The sequence below is a fragment of the Curtobacterium sp. NPDC089689 genome, assembly GCF_044749145.1.
GTDB lineage: Bacteria > Actinomycetota > Actinomycetes > Actinomycetales > Microbacteriaceae > Curtobacterium.
The window spans coordinates 13,651-26,421 of record NZ_JBIVHJ010000002.1; the positions used below are offsets into that span (position 1 = coordinate 13,651).

Consider the following 12,771-nt stretch of genomic DNA (forward strand, 5'->3'; position numbering starts at 1 on the left):
AATCATTGTGCTCGTACAACTCTGGAGGACCGTGTCGACATCCGCTCCCGCCCGCTCCCACCTGCACGCCGCCGGTACCCGCTTCGGCGGCGCCGCCGTCCGACTCGCCCTGCCCGCCCTCGTCGTCGGTGCCGGCGCCGGGCTCGCCGCCGTCGTCTTCCGCTGGCTCATCGAGCACGCCACGTGGGTCCTCAGCGGGCACGCCGACTACTCCGCGACCAGCGGGCACCCCGCGAACCCGTGGGTCCCGTGGCTCGGCGCCGGCTTCGTGGTGCTCGCCCCCGCGGTCGGCGGGATGCTCTACGGGCCGCTCATCCACCGGTTCGCGCGCGAGGCGCGGGGGCACGGCGTGCCCGAGGTCATGTTCGCGGTCGACCGGAAGGGCGGTCGGATCCGCGGCAGCGTCGCCGTCGTGAAGACCCTCGCGAGCGCGATCTGCATCGGGGCAGGCGGCTCCGTCGGCAGGGAGGGGCCGATCATCCAGATCGGCTCGGCACTCGGTTCGACGATCGGCCAGTGGATGCGGATGCCCGAGGTCCGGCTGAAGACCCTCGTCGCGTGCGGTGCGGCCGGCGGCATCTCCGCCACGTTCAACGCTCCCGTGGCCGGGGTCTTCTTCGCGCTGGAGCTCCTCCTCCGCGACTTCACGCCGACGTCGTTCGGCGCGGTGGCGATCGCGAGCGTGACAGCGGCGCTCGTCGGGCGCGCGGTCTTCGGCGACTCGGCGTTCCTGCACCTGCCGGCGATCGGCGGGGTCACCGCACCGGAGTACCTGCTCTTCGCGCTGCTCGGGCTCGTCGCGGGAGCGGTGGGCATCGGTTTCACCCGGGTGCTGTACCTCGTCGAGGACGCCTGCGACCTCCTGTGGCGGGCGAGCCGCGGTCCGGAGTGGCTGCGGCCCGTCGTCGGCGGCCTGCTCCTCGGCCTGCTCCTGCTCGCGCTGCCCCAGATGTACGGCGTCGGGTACCCGGTCCTCGAGCACGGGGTCGCCGGGCAGTACGCGCTCGGGTTCCTCGCCGTGCTCGTGGTCGGGAAGGTGCTCGCCACCTCGTTGACGCTCGGGATCGGCGGTTCCGGCGGGGTGTTCGCGCCGTCGCTGTTCATCGGGGCCATGGTCGGCGCGGCCTTCGGCGAGGCCGCGGCGGTGGTCGAGCCGGCCCTGCACGGGCAGATCGGGGCGTTCGCGGTCGTCGGGATGGGAGCGGTGTTCGCCGGGTCGACCCGCGCACCGATCACGGCGGGCATCATGCTCTTCGAGTTGACCGGCGACTACGCGCTCGTCCTGCCGGTCGTCGTCGCGGTCGTCATCGCGACGGCGGTGTCGAAGGTCCTGTCGCGCGACACCGTGTACACGCTCAAGCTCAGTCGCCGCGGCGTGGACCTGACCGACTCGGCGGTCCCGGTCCGCCGGTCCTCGGGGGCGACGGTCGGTGGTGCCGCGCGGCCGCTCGGCGCGCTGGTACCGGTGACCGCGACCGCAGCCGAGGCGCTCGTGGCCGTCGAGTCCGGCGGTGGTGCACCGGTCGTCGTGGTGGACGCCGAGGGATGCTTCGCGGGCGTCGTGTCCGCGCGGTCCGCCGGCGAATCGGTGCTCACCGACGTGGACTTCGCGGACCGTCCGGTGCTCGACGTCGCGTCCGACGTGACGGCGGTCCACGACGACGTCGAGCTCGACGGGGTCGTGCAGGACGTGATCGAGGCGTCGGACACCGCCGGCCTGCCGGTGGTCGACGGGGACGGCCGCCCGGTCGGGTGGCTCGGTCAGGCAGACGCGCTGCGGGCTCTGGTCCCCGCCGCCTGACGGACTGGAGGCGCGGTACCAGCTGGCACCGCGCCTCCAGTCCGTCTGCTGCGTGCGCTACGGGCGCAGGAGCACCTTGCCGACGCGGCCTGCGGTGTCGCTGGCGCGCGCCGCGGCGCGGGCCTCCTCGAAGGGGAAGACCTCGGAGACCGGGAGGGTCAGCGAGCCGTCGAGCACGCGCGAGATGAGCTCACCGAAGAGCTGCTGCTTGAGCGGCGCGTCCATGGTCTTGCTGACGACCGCGCCCCAGAAGCCCTTGACCGTGAGCTGGCCGAAGATGACCTTGCCGGACGGGATCTCGAGGGTGGGGGAGGCCATCGCGCCGAACACGACGAGGGTGCCGTTCTCGCCCATCACCGAGGCGATGTCACCGGCGGCCTTGCCGCCGACGGACTCGACGCCCGCGATGATCGGGGCGCCGCCCGTGATCGCGCGGACCTGGTCCTGCCAGTCGTCCGCGTCCGTGGCGACGATGCGGTCGATGCCCTGCTCGCGGAGCTCCTCGACACCGGCGGCGCGCCGGACGAGCCCGATGACGTTGATGCCGCGGGCCTTGCCGAGCTGCGCGACCATGCGGCCGACCGCACCGTTCGCGGCGTTCTGGATGAGCCAGTCGCCCTCGTGCAGGTCGAGCGAGTGGAGCAGGCTGATGGCGCTGAACGGCATCGAGACGAGCTGCGCGGCGTCCTCGTCGGTCATCGCGTCCGGCACCGGCACGAGACCCGCGGCGTTCGCGACGTAGTACTCGGCCCAGACGCCGAAGGTGCCACCGGCGACGCGCTGGCCGACCGACAGGTTCGTGACGCCCTCGCCGAGGGCCTCGACGACGCCGAGCGCCTCGGTACCGGAGGCCGCGGGGAGCTCGGGCTTGAAGCCGTACGTACCGCGGATGGTCCACAGGTCGTGGTTGTGGATCGGGGAGAGGACGGTGCGGACGAGGACCTCGCCGGCGCCCGGGGTGGGGACCGGGCGCTCCTCGGCGGTCAGCACGTCGGCGGGCTCGCCGAACTCGTGGTGGACGACGGCGCGCATGGCGGTGGGGGTGGTGTCGGTCATGGTCAGTCCTCCGAGACGGTGATGGTGACGTCGATGTTGCCGCGGGTGGCGTTCGAGTACGGGCACACCTGGTGCGCGGCGTCCGCGAGGGCCTGGGCCTGGTCGTGCTCGAGTCCGGGCAGCACGACCTCGAGCAGCACGGCGAGCTGGTAGCCACCGTCGCCGTTCGGGCCGATCTGCACACGGCCGCCGACGGACGAGTCCGTGATCTTCACCTTCTGCGCCCGGGCGACGCCCTGGAGTGCGGAGTGGAAGCAGGCGGCGTACCCGGCGGCGAACAGCTGCTCCGGGTTCGTCCCGTTGCCCGAGCCGCCCATCTCCTTCGGGATCGCGAGGTCGAGCGCGAACGAGCCGTCGCTGGTCGCGACACGGCCGTCGCGGCCGGCACCGGTGGAGAGGGCCTCGGCGGTGTAGAGGGCTTCCATGTGGTTCCTTCCTTCGTGGGGGTCAGTGCTGCTGCTGCGTCGCGCCGGCGGGCTCGTCGGCCCGGGGCTCGGCTGCGGCGTGCATGGTGGCGGTGAGGCGCTGGAGTGTGCCGATGAGCTCGAGCGCGGCCTGCTCGTCCGGCAGCCCCATGCCCTGTGCGATGCGGGCGGGGACGTGCGCGAGTTCGGGGCGGATCGAGCGCCCGCGGTCGCCGAGCCTGACGGTGACGACGCGCTCGTCGGTGCTCCGTCGCTCGCGGCGGACGAGGTCGGCCTGCTCCATGCGGCGCAGGAGCGGCGACAGGGTGCCGGAGTCGAGCTGCAGGTGGTCGCCGAGGGACGAGACGGTCTGGTCGCCCTCGATCCAGAGGGTGACCAGCACGAGGTACTGCGGGTACGTCAGGCCCCAGGGCTCGAGCATCGTCCGGTATGCCTGGGTCGTCGCGCGGGAGGCGGCGTAGAGGGAGAAGCACACCATCTCGTCGGTCACGGGCATGACGACAGTGTTGCACGCAACTCAGTTGTGCACAACCGATACATGCGTCAGTCCTCGTCGTCGGGACGCCATGCCCGGAGCCGCAGCGTCGCGGCGAGACCGAGCACGAGGAAGCCCGCAGCGGACCACGCCGCCGCGCGGGTCCCGTCGCTGAAGGCCTCCGCTGCGGCGTCCGCGGCCGACGGGTCCTGCTCGCGGAGTCCGGCGATCGCCCCGCCGGAGGACGTCACGACCGCGTCGGCCACCTGTGAGGCGGTCGCGGACGGGGTGCCGGCGTCCTCCAGTCGGTGTTCGAGCAGCGTGTTCGTCGAGGTGAAGAGGACGGTGCCGAGCACCGCGATGCCGAGCGCGGACCCGATCTGCCGCGCCGTGCTCTGTGCGCCGGAGGCCTCACCGCTCCGCTCGACCGGGACGTCCTGGAGCACGACCCCGGTGAGCTGCGCGGTGGCGAGACCGACACCGAAGCCGTACACGAACAGGCACGGCACGATCGCCCACCACGGCGTCGACGACGACACGACGAACCCGACCGCGGCGACGCCGACGATCTCCGCGCCGATGCCGAGCCGGACGATCCGGAGGGCGCCGATGCGCTGTCCGGCCGTCGCGGCGAACCCGCTCGCCACGAAGGACCCGACGGCGAGGGCGAGCAGCACGAACCCGGTCTGGAGCGCCGAGTAGCCGAGCACGTTCTGCAGCCACAGCGGGAGCGACAGGATGATGCCGAACTCGCCGAGCGACACGATGAGTGCCGCGATCGAGCCGCCGCGGAACGACGCGATGCCGAACAGGTCGAGGGCGATGAGTGTCGAGCGGCCGTGCCGCTGCCGTCGCAGCGTCCAGAGCACGAACAGCACGCCGGCGACGACGGTGAGCCCGAACGCGTACGGGATGGGGGAGAGCGGGCCGGGCCACGACCAGTCGCCGATCCGGAGCCGCTCGGCGTTCGTCCACCACCCGTAGGTCCGCCCCTCGATGAGTCCGAACACGAGCGACGCGCTCGTGAGCACGCTGAGCACCGCCCCGACGACGTCGATCCGGCCGGCGTGCACGGCGTCGCGGGACTCGCGGACGAAGAGGAACGCGCAGACGACGATCGCGACGCCGAGCGGGATGTTGATGCCGAACGCCCAGCGCCACGAGAACGAGGTCGTGAGCCACCCGCCGAGCAGCGGCCCGACGGCGACCATGCCCCCGATCGTCGACCCCCAGACGGCGAACGCGATGCCGCGCTCGCGGCCGGTGAAGTTCGCGTTGACGAGCGACAGCGTCGTCGGGAGGACCATCGCGCCGCCGACGCCCTGGACGATGCGGGCGAGCACGAGCAGCTCGCCGGTCGGTGCCAGCGCGGCGAGCACCGACGCCGCCGCGAACACCGCGACGCCGGTCACCATGAGGAGCCGTCGCCCGAGGCGGTCGGCGAGCGAGCCGAACACGAGCAGCAGCGCCGCGAACACCAGGGTGTAGCTCTCCTGCACCCACTGCACCGCGGTCGAGCCGATGTCCAGGTCTCGGACGATGCTCGGGATCGCGACGTTGACGATGGTCGAGTCCACGATGATCAGCGACACGGCGACGCTGATCACGACGAGGCCGGCCCAGCGCCGGCGGTCGATCGCGGCCGGGTCCTCGACGGCGCGGGGGTGTGGGGTGCTCATGCGGTGCCTCCTGTGATCGTCAGCATGCTGACGATCACCGTACGCCGCCTGCCGCGCCGGCGTGGAGGTCGCTCACCGACGGGGTACGGCCGGCGTCGAGCACGCGCATGGGCACGGACGGTTAGGCTGACGTGACCCACGATGACCAGCAACCACCTCGACCACACCGCGGCCCCCGCCGCCGGCGACACCCGCCGCACGGGACGCGCCGCCTCCCACGGCAAGACGATCCTCATCGGGGAGCACGCCGTGGTCCACGGCGCACCCGCCCTCGTGTTGCCGGTCCTCGACGCGGTCGTGGTCGCGACGGTCACCCCGGTCGAGCCCGACCCCGCGCGCGTCGACCGCGGCCCCGACACGGACCCCGCGACCGGTCACCTGCTCGAGTCCGCGGTGCACACCGGCCCCCTCGACACCGCGCCCGCGGCCGTCCTGCCGACCGTCACCGCGGTGACCGCGACGCTGCGCCACTTCGGCGTGACCGACCGCCGGTTCCACGTCCGCGTCGACAGCGACGTCCCGACCGCCCGGGGGATGGGGTCGAGTGCTGCGGTCGCCGCCGCCGTCACCGCCGCCGTGGCCGACGCCCTCGGTGAGACCCTCGACGCCGACGCCCACCACGAGCTGGTCCAGGAGTGCGAGCGCATCGCCCACGGGCGCCCGTCCGGACTCGACGCGCGCGGGGTCGTCGCGGACGCCCCCGTCTGGTTCGAGGGCGGCCGTGTCGAACCCGTCGCCCTCGGAGCGCGGTGCACCTTCGTCGTCGCGGACACCGGCGTCCCCGGGCACACGCGCGAAGCGGTCGCGTCCGTCCGGGACCGTCTCGAGCGTGACCCGGTCGCGGTCCGAGCGACGGTCGACGCGATCGGCGAGCTCGCCCGAGCTGCCCGGACCGCCCTGGAGCGCGGGGACGCCCAGGCGCTCGGTGCGAGCATGGACGCCGCGCACGGGCTGCTCGCCGACCTCGACGTCTCGAGCAACGACCTCGACCGGCTCGTCTCCGCGGCACGTGCGGCCGGTGCCCTCGGCGCGAAGCTCACGGGCGGCGGCCGCGGGGGCTGCGTCCTCGCCCTCGCCACCGACGACGACCACGCTGACCGCATCGCGGCAGCCCTGCGCGGCGCAGGTGCCGCAGCCACCTGGACCACCACGATCGGAGACCGCGCATGACCACCGCAACGGCCGTCGCGCACCCCAACATCGCCCTCGTCAAGTACTGGGGCAAGGCGGACGCGACCCTCGCGCTGCCGGCGACCGGCAGCGTCTCGATGGGGCTCGACGTCTTCCCGACGACCACCACGGTCACGGTCGGCGGGACGGCGGACGACACCCTGACGCTGAACGGCGCCGTCACGACCGACGGTGCGCTGGTGCGGGTCACGCAGTTCCTCGACCTCGTGCGCACGCTCGCCGGGTCGACCGAGCACGCCTCGGTCGTCAGTGAGAACACCGTCCCGACCGGTGCCGGCCTCGCGTCGAGCGCTTCGGGCTTCGCCGCCCTCGCGACCGCCGCCGCGGCCGCGTACGGGCTGGACCTGTCCGAGCGTGACCTGTCCCGGCTCGCCCGCCGGGGTTCCGGGTCAGCCACGCGGTCGATCCCGGGAGGCGTCGCGGTCTGGCACGCCGGTGACGACCAGGGCTCGTACGCCGAGACGGTCCCCGCCCCGCCGATGGCCATGGTCGTGGTGACGATCGACGCCGGTCCGAAACCGATCGGCTCCCGCGAGGCCATGCGCCGCACCATCGCGACGTCGCCGTTCTACCCGGCCTGGGTGACCTCGACGACGGAGACCGTCACCGAGGTGCTCACGGCCTGCGCAGCCGGGGACTTCCTCCGCATCGGCGAGCTCACCGAGAGCAACGCCCTCCGCATGCACGCCACGATCGAGGGAGCCTTCCCCCCGATCCGCTACCTGACCGCTCGCAGCGTCGCCGTGTTCGACGCGGTCGCCGAGCTCCGCGCCGCCGGACTGCAGGCGTACGCCACCGCCGACGCGGGCCCGAACGTGGTCGTGCTCACCACACCACAGGACCGGTCCGCCGTCGCCACCGCCCTCGCCGGGCACGGGGACGTCATCGAGTCCGGGACCGGACCAGGCGCGCACCTCGTCCGCTCCGAACGAACCGCGACGACCGGAGAGGCACCCGCCCCGGTCGTCGTCCGACCGGAGGAGTCCGCCGAGTGATCGAGTTCCGCGCCCACGGCAAGCTGTTCGTCGCCGGGGAGTACGCCGTCGTCGAGCCCGGGCAACCGTCCGTGCTCATCGCGCTCGACCGCGCCATCACGGCCCGGGTCAGCGAGGGCCACGGGTCCGGCAGCGTGCACTCGGAAGAGTACGGCCACCTGCCGCTGACGTGGACCCGTGCCGAGGACGGCCTCGCGCTCGACCGGGAGCACCACCCGTACGACTACGTGATGGCGACGATCGACCTCGTCGAGAAGCTCCGCGCCGAGCGGGGGATCGCGCCGCGGTTCCACGACCTCCGGATCCAGAGCCAGCTCGACGACGCGAGCGGGCGCAAGTTCGGCCTCGGGTCGTCCGCCGCGGTCACCGTCGCGACCGTTGGCGCCCTCGACCGCTTCTACGGCATCGGCCTGACGCAGCGCGACCGGTTCCGCGTGGCGCTGCTGGCGACGATCCGGGTGAACCCGCGGGCCTCCGGCGGTGACCTCGCCGCGAGCACCTTCGGTGGGTGGCTCCGCTACAGCGCCCCCGACCGCGAACTGCTCGCCGCGATGCTGCGATCCGCGTCCGACCGCGGCGACGGCAGCGTCTCGGGCATCCTCGACGACACCGACGCCTGGACCGGCTTCGACGTGCAGCGTCTGCCGGCGCCGACCGACCTCCGCCTCCTCGTCGGCTGGACCGGTTCGCCCGCGTCGACCACCAAGCTCGTCAGCGTCGTGCGCGAGCACCGCGACGGCGGGTACCAGGCGTTCCTCGACGAGAGCCGGGCCTGCGTCGACGACCTGACCACGGGCCTCCAGTCCGGCGACGCCGAGCGGACGCTCGACGCGCTCCGACGCGCCCGCGTCCTGCTCCAGCGCCTCGGCGCGTCCGTCGGGTCGCAGATCGAGACCGAACGGCTCGCCACCCTGTGCGACGTCGTCGAGCAGGCCGGCGGCGCGGCGAAACCGTCCGGAGCCGGCGGCGGCGACTGCGGCATCGCGCTCGTCCCGGCGGACACCGACCTCACCGCCATTCACCGCGCCTGGGAGGCGCACGACATCAGGCACCTCAGCGTCGCGGTGCAGGCGCCCGAAGGAGACCTCGATGACTGACCCGACCACCACGCCGATCCCGACCAAGTGGGTCGGGCCGATCCGCGTCTCCGGGAACGCGGTCGAGGGGGAGCACGAGGTCCCGCTCGCCACCTACGAATCGCCGCTGTGGCCGTCCGTCGGTCGCGGGGCGCGCATCTCGCGCATGGTCGAGGGCGGCATCGTCGCGACCGTCGTCGACGAGCGCATGACCCGGTCCGTCGTGGTCCGGGCGGACAGCGCCGCGGCAGCGCACGTCGCGGCCGGTCGCATCCTCGCGCGCCAGGACGAGCTCGAGGCGCTGGTGACCGGGCAGAGCCGGTTCGCGAAGCTCATCGAGGTGCACCCCGAGATCGTCGGCGACCTGCTGTTCCTCCGCTTCGCGTTCACCACGGGGGACGCCTCGGGCCACAACATGGTCACGCAGGCGGCCGACAAGCTGCTGCCCGCGATCCTGTCGTGGGAGCCGGGTCTGCGCTACGTCAGCATCTCGGGCAACTTCTGCACCGACAAGAAGGCCACCGCGGTGAACGGCATCCGCGGTCGCGGCCGCAACACCATCGCCGAGATCGTCATCCCGGGGGAAGTCGTTTCGAAGCGCCTGCGCTCCACCCCCGAGCGGATCGCCGAGCTGAACGTCGCGAAGAACCTCGTGGGCTCCACGATCGCCGGCGCCCTGCGCTCCGCGAACGCCCACTACGCCAACATGCTGCTCGGGTTCTACCTCGCCACCGGCCAGGACGCGGCGAACATCGTCGAGGGGTCCCAGGGCATCACGTCCGCGGAGGTCCGCGGCGACGACCTGTACTTCGCGACCTCGCTGCCGCACCTCATCGTCGGCACGGTCGGCAACGGGAAGGGCGGTGACCTGCCCGTCGTCGAGGACGCCCTCGTGCGGCTCGGCTGCCGTGAGGACCGCGCCCCCGGTGAGAACGCCCGCCGCCTGGCCGCCCTGTGCGCGGCGACCGTGCTGTGCGGGGAGCTGTCGCTCCTCGCGGCGCAGACGAACCCGGGAGAACTCATGGCAGCGCACGTCGCGATGGAACGACGCGGCGCGGCAGCAGGAGGTGCAGCATGACCGCCATCGGCATCCACGACATCGCGATCGCGACCGGCCACCACGTGCTGGAGCTCGACGACCTCGCCGAGCGGCTCGGCGTCGACCCGGCGAAGTACCACGTCGGCATCGGGCAGGACGCCTTCAGCGTGCCCGCGCCGGACGAGGACATCGTGACGATGGGAGCAGCGGCGGCGAAGGAGATCATCGACCGCCACGGCGTCGAGGGCATCCGGACCGTGCTGTTCGCCACCGAGTCCGGCGTCGACCAGTCGAAGGCCGCCGGCGTGTTCGTGCACGGCCTGCTCGGGCTGCCGCAGTCCGTCCGGGTCGTCGAGCTGAAGCAGGCCTGCTACGGCGGGACGGCCGCCGTGCAGCTCGCCCTCGGGATCGTCGCGCGGGCGCCGCACGAACGGGTGCTCGTCATCGCCGCCGACGTCGCACGGTACGACGTCGACACGGCGGCCGAGCCCACCCAGGGTGCCGGTGCCGCGGCGGTGCTCGTGACCGCCGACCCCGACCTCATCGAGATCGAACCGGCCGCGGGTGTGTTCACCGCCGACGTCGACGACTTCTGGCGGCCGAACGACCGCTCCACAGCGCTCGTCGACGGTCGCCTGTCGGTCACCGCCTACGTCGACGCGTTCGTCGGGGCCTGGGACGACCTCGTGGCGCAGGGTGGACCCGGCTACGAGGACATCACGCGCTGGGTGCACCACCAGCCGTTCACGAAGATGGCGATCAAGGCGCACCGGAAGCTCGCGCAGCACGTCGGGCAGCCGTTCGACGACGCCGAGCTCGCGATCGGCTTCACGTACAACAAGCAGACCGGCAACACGTACACGGCGTCGATCTGGATCGCCCTCGCGGCACTGCTCGACCTCGACGACGACCTCGACGGGCAGCGGATCGCGATGTTCAGCTACGGCTCGGGCAGCGTCGGCGAGCTCCTGACCGGCATCGTCCGGCCCGGGTACCGCTCGCACCGCCGGGAGGGCCGCGTCCGGTCGATGCTCGACGCCCGCGTCCCGCTGACGGTCGACGCGTACCGGGAGCTCCACGCCGCGGGTGCCGCGACGAGCGAGGACACCGAGCGGCCGCGGGTCACGACCGGGCCGTACCGGTTCGCCGGGGTCCGTGGCGGTGCCCGCCGCTACGAGCCGACGACGCAGGACTGACGCGGGGGCGCCCTGGGCCGCACCCTGTCACGTTCGCGGCGCCCCGCGCCCGGCGCGACCCGGTGACGGCCGGGAGGCCCGTGGCGGCGCCGCCACGGGCCTCCCGGCCGTCTGCTGGTCACGCCGTGACGCGACCGGTCACGCCGTCGCGAGCACCTCGCGCTCCAGACGCCGGTAGCTCGCCTCCATGCCGTCGGTCATGCCGGTCGCGAGGATCGCGTCCCGTTGCTCGACGCTCGGGTACGTGACGAGCAGGGTCAGGAGCGTCGCGCCGTCGACCTCGTCGAACGTGAGGTCGTTCGTGTTCGGCGGGTAGGGTGCCCCGGTCATCGCCTCGGTGCTGACGAGTCGGCGCTCCGGCTGGACGACGGCGTTCTCGCCCTCGAAGCCGAACGGCTCGCCCTCGGTGTCCCCGACGGGCGCCCAGGCCTGCCGGTACCGTCCGCCCGGCCGGAGGTCGTTCTCGCAGACCGTCATCGCCCAGCCGTCCGGGCCGAGCAGCCACCGACGCACGAGTTCCGGCTCGGTGTGCGCGCGCCAGAGCACGTGTCGCGGGGCCTCGAACGCGCGGGTGAAGCGGACGTGGGTGTCGTCGAGGACCTCGGTGACGACGCCCTTCCCGAGCGCGTACTCCCGGAGGTCCGCGAGCACCCGGTCGAGCTGCCCGAACGCCTCTGCGTAGCCCTGCTCCATGCCCATCGCGAGGAGGGTCTCGAGCGCGGCCGCGTCCGGGAACGTCGTGGTGACCCGGACGCGTGAGCCGGTGTCCGTCGCCTCGAAGTCGAGGACGCTCGTGCTCGCCGGCTGCGACGGATCGACCTCGCCGGACTCGTCGGCGAACAGGTCGTCGAACGCGAGTCGGGTCGGGGCGTCCACCGCGATGACGAGCCAGACGGAGCGGTAGACCTCGCCGTCCGGGCCGGTCATGTCGTAGCGGGCACGGCCTCCCGGGCGGAGGTCGAACGCGGAGAACGTCGCGGGGAAGCCCGGCGGGCCCCAGAACCGTTCGAGCTGCCGGGGGTCGGTGAACGCTCCCCAGAGTCGTTCGACCGGGACGGGGAAGTCCGCGACGAGCGTGGTCGTCAGGGCTTCCGGGTCGGTGTGGACGCTGGTCACGGGCATGGTGGCTCCTCGTCGAGTCGGTGGTCGCAGGTCGTGGTCGTGCTGGTGTTCGTCGTTGCTGTGCGTCAGCGCTCGTCGTCGCTCGCCAGGAGGGAGTCGAGTCGGTCGATACGGCCGTGCCAGAGCCGGCCGTACTCCTCGAGCAGGCCGCGCACACGGTCGAGCTGCTCGGGGTCGGCGCGCACGATGCGGACGCGCCCGCGGGGTTCCTTGGTCACGAGTCCTGCTCCCTCGAGGACGGTGACGTGTTTCTGCACGGCGGCGAACGACATGTCGTAGGCCGCCGCGAGGACCGAGACCGTGACACCGTCGGCGAGGGTCCGCCGCACGATGTCCCGTCTCGTGGCGTCGGCGAGCGCGTGGAACACGCGGTCGACCTCGGCGTCGGTGAGTTCGGTTCGTACAACCATCTGGTTGCACGTTGCGCCGGCTGCGCGCACTGCGCAAGGGGTGCGTGGGCGGCCCCGGGATCTGTCGCTTTCGCGAGAGCGACAGATCGCGGGCGTCCGCCAGCGTGATCTGTCGCTTCCGCGGTCCGGTCGAGCGCGCTTCATGCCCGTCTGTCGCTTTCGCGGTCCCCGTGTGCAGGGCGACTCGCGACGAGCGTCACCGCGCGCCGAGTGCCGGGTGCCCCGCGCGCCGGGCCGCCCCGCGCCGCGCGTCGGGCCGCCCCGCGCCGCGCGTCGGGCCGCCGGCCGCCGGGCGCCAGGCGCCGG

At 73.1% G+C, this 12,771-nt stretch carries 12 protein-coding genes; 6 read left to right on the forward strand and 6 right to left on the reverse strand.

The window, feature by feature from the left end:
• Positions 1-31 precede the first annotated feature (31 nt).
• Positions 32-1,801: a chloride channel protein gene (locus tag ACIPYW_RS08240; protein ID WP_400412564.1), complete on the forward strand. Its 1,770-nt coding sequence runs from the start codon at positions 32-34 to the stop codon at positions 1,799-1,801.
• Positions 1,802-1,858: 57 nt separating this feature from the next.
• On the opposite strand, the gene ACIPYW_RS08245 is transcribed toward ACIPYW_RS08240, so the two are convergent.
• From ACIPYW_RS08245 to ACIPYW_RS08260, 4 genes are read right to left on the reverse strand one after another with little or no spacing between them, the layout of a single operon-like run.
• Entirely contained in the window at positions 1,859-2,833 is a 975-nt protein-coding gene (locus tag ACIPYW_RS08245; RefSeq protein WP_290134193.1) for a zinc-binding dehydrogenase, read from the reverse strand.
• Between the two features lie 26 nt (positions 2,834-2,859).
• Positions 2,860-3,282 (reverse strand): organic hydroperoxide resistance protein, encoded by a 423-nt coding sequence (locus tag ACIPYW_RS08250; RefSeq protein WP_290133993.1) that lies wholly within the window; start codon positions 3,280-3,282, stop codon positions 2,860-2,862.
• A gap of 22 nt (positions 3,283-3,304) precedes the next feature.
• Entirely contained in the window at positions 3,305-3,778 is a 474-nt protein-coding gene (locus ACIPYW_RS08255) for a MarR family winged helix-turn-helix transcriptional regulator (RefSeq protein WP_400412567.1), read from the reverse strand.
• Between the two features lie 47 nt (positions 3,779-3,825).
• Positions 3,826-5,436, reverse strand: coding sequence for a DHA2 family efflux MFS transporter permease subunit (locus ACIPYW_RS08260; protein WP_400412570.1), 1,611 nt, complete (start codon positions 5,434-5,436; stop codon positions 3,826-3,828).
• Between the two features lie 141 nt (positions 5,437-5,577).
• Between ACIPYW_RS08260 and mvk the strand changes: the two genes are divergently transcribed.
• From mvk to ACIPYW_RS08285, 5 genes are read left to right on the forward strand one after another with little or no spacing between them, the layout of a single operon-like run.
• Positions 5,578-6,606 (forward strand): mevalonate kinase, encoded by a 1,029-nt coding sequence (gene mvk, locus ACIPYW_RS08265; protein ID WP_400412572.1) that lies wholly within the window; start codon positions 5,578-5,580, stop codon positions 6,604-6,606.
• The gene (mvaD, locus tag ACIPYW_RS08270) at positions 6,603-7,622 is read left to right on the forward strand and encodes a diphosphomevalonate decarboxylase (protein WP_400412574.1); all 1,020 of its coding nucleotides are present in this window, start codon (positions 6,603-6,605) and stop codon (positions 7,620-7,622) included. The genes mvk and mvaD overlap by 4 nt, the downstream gene beginning before the upstream one ends.
• Positions 7,619-8,719, forward strand: coding sequence for a phosphomevalonate kinase (locus ACIPYW_RS08275; RefSeq protein WP_400412575.1), 1,101 nt, complete (start codon positions 7,619-7,621; stop codon positions 8,717-8,719). Before mvaD ends, ACIPYW_RS08275 begins: the two co-directional genes overlap by 4 nt.
• On the forward strand, positions 8,712-9,776 hold the full coding sequence (locus tag ACIPYW_RS08280) for a hydroxymethylglutaryl-CoA reductase (RefSeq protein WP_400412577.1): 1,065 nt from the start codon (positions 8,712-8,714) through the stop codon (positions 9,774-9,776). The genes ACIPYW_RS08275 and ACIPYW_RS08280 overlap by 8 nt, the downstream gene beginning before the upstream one ends.
• Positions 9,773-10,933, forward strand: coding sequence for a hydroxymethylglutaryl-CoA synthase (locus ACIPYW_RS08285; RefSeq protein WP_400412579.1), 1,161 nt, complete (start codon positions 9,773-9,775; stop codon positions 10,931-10,933). The genes ACIPYW_RS08280 and ACIPYW_RS08285 overlap by 4 nt, the downstream gene beginning before the upstream one ends.
• A 138-nt stretch (positions 10,934-11,071) precedes the next feature.
• On the opposite strand, the gene ACIPYW_RS08290 is transcribed toward ACIPYW_RS08285, so the two are convergent.
• Together ACIPYW_RS08290 and ACIPYW_RS08295 are read right to left on the reverse strand one after the other, a co-directional pair.
• Positions 11,072-12,055, reverse strand: coding sequence for an SRPBCC domain-containing protein (locus tag ACIPYW_RS08290; RefSeq protein WP_400412580.1), 984 nt, complete (start codon positions 12,053-12,055; stop codon positions 11,072-11,074).
• A 65-nt stretch (positions 12,056-12,120) separates the two neighbouring features.
• Complete coding sequence (locus ACIPYW_RS08295) at positions 12,121-12,465, reverse strand: ArsR/SmtB family transcription factor (protein WP_400412584.1); 345 nt, start codon at positions 12,463-12,465, stop codon at positions 12,121-12,123.
• Positions 12,466-12,771 lie beyond the last annotated feature (306 nt).

Coding starts and splice junctions, on each gene's coding strand:
- ACIPYW_RS08245 (WP_290134193.1), bottom strand. CDS start 2,833: ATGCGCGCCGTCGTCCACCACGAGTTCGGCGAGCCCGCCGACGTGCTG.
- ACIPYW_RS08250 (WP_290133993.1), bottom strand. CDS start 3,282: ATGGAAGCCCTCTACACCGCCGAGGCCCTCTCCACCGGTGCCGGCCGC.
- ACIPYW_RS08255 (WP_400412567.1), bottom strand. CDS start 3,778: ATGCCCGTGACCGACGAGATGGTGTGCTTCTCCCTCTACGCCGCCTCC.
- ACIPYW_RS08260 (WP_400412570.1), bottom strand. CDS start 5,436: ATGAGCACCCCACACCCCCGCGCCGTCGAGGACCCGGCCGCGATCGAC.
- mvk (WP_400412572.1), top strand. CDS start 5,578: ATGACCAGCAACCACCTCGACCACACCGCGGCCCCCGCCGCCGGCGAC.
- mvaD (WP_400412574.1), top strand. CDS start 6,603: ATGACCACCGCAACGGCCGTCGCGCACCCCAACATCGCCCTCGTCAAG.
- ACIPYW_RS08280 (WP_400412577.1), top strand. CDS start 8,712: ATGACTGACCCGACCACCACGCCGATCCCGACCAAGTGGGTCGGGCCG.
- ACIPYW_RS08285 (WP_400412579.1), top strand. CDS start 9,773: ATGACCGCCATCGGCATCCACGACATCGCGATCGCGACCGGCCACCAC.
- ACIPYW_RS08290 (WP_400412580.1), bottom strand. CDS start 12,055: ATGCCCGTGACCAGCGTCCACACCGACCCGGAAGCCCTGACGACCACG.
- ACIPYW_RS08295 (WP_400412584.1), bottom strand. CDS start 12,465: ATGGTTGTACGAACCGAACTCACCGACGCCGAGGTCGACCGCGTGTTC.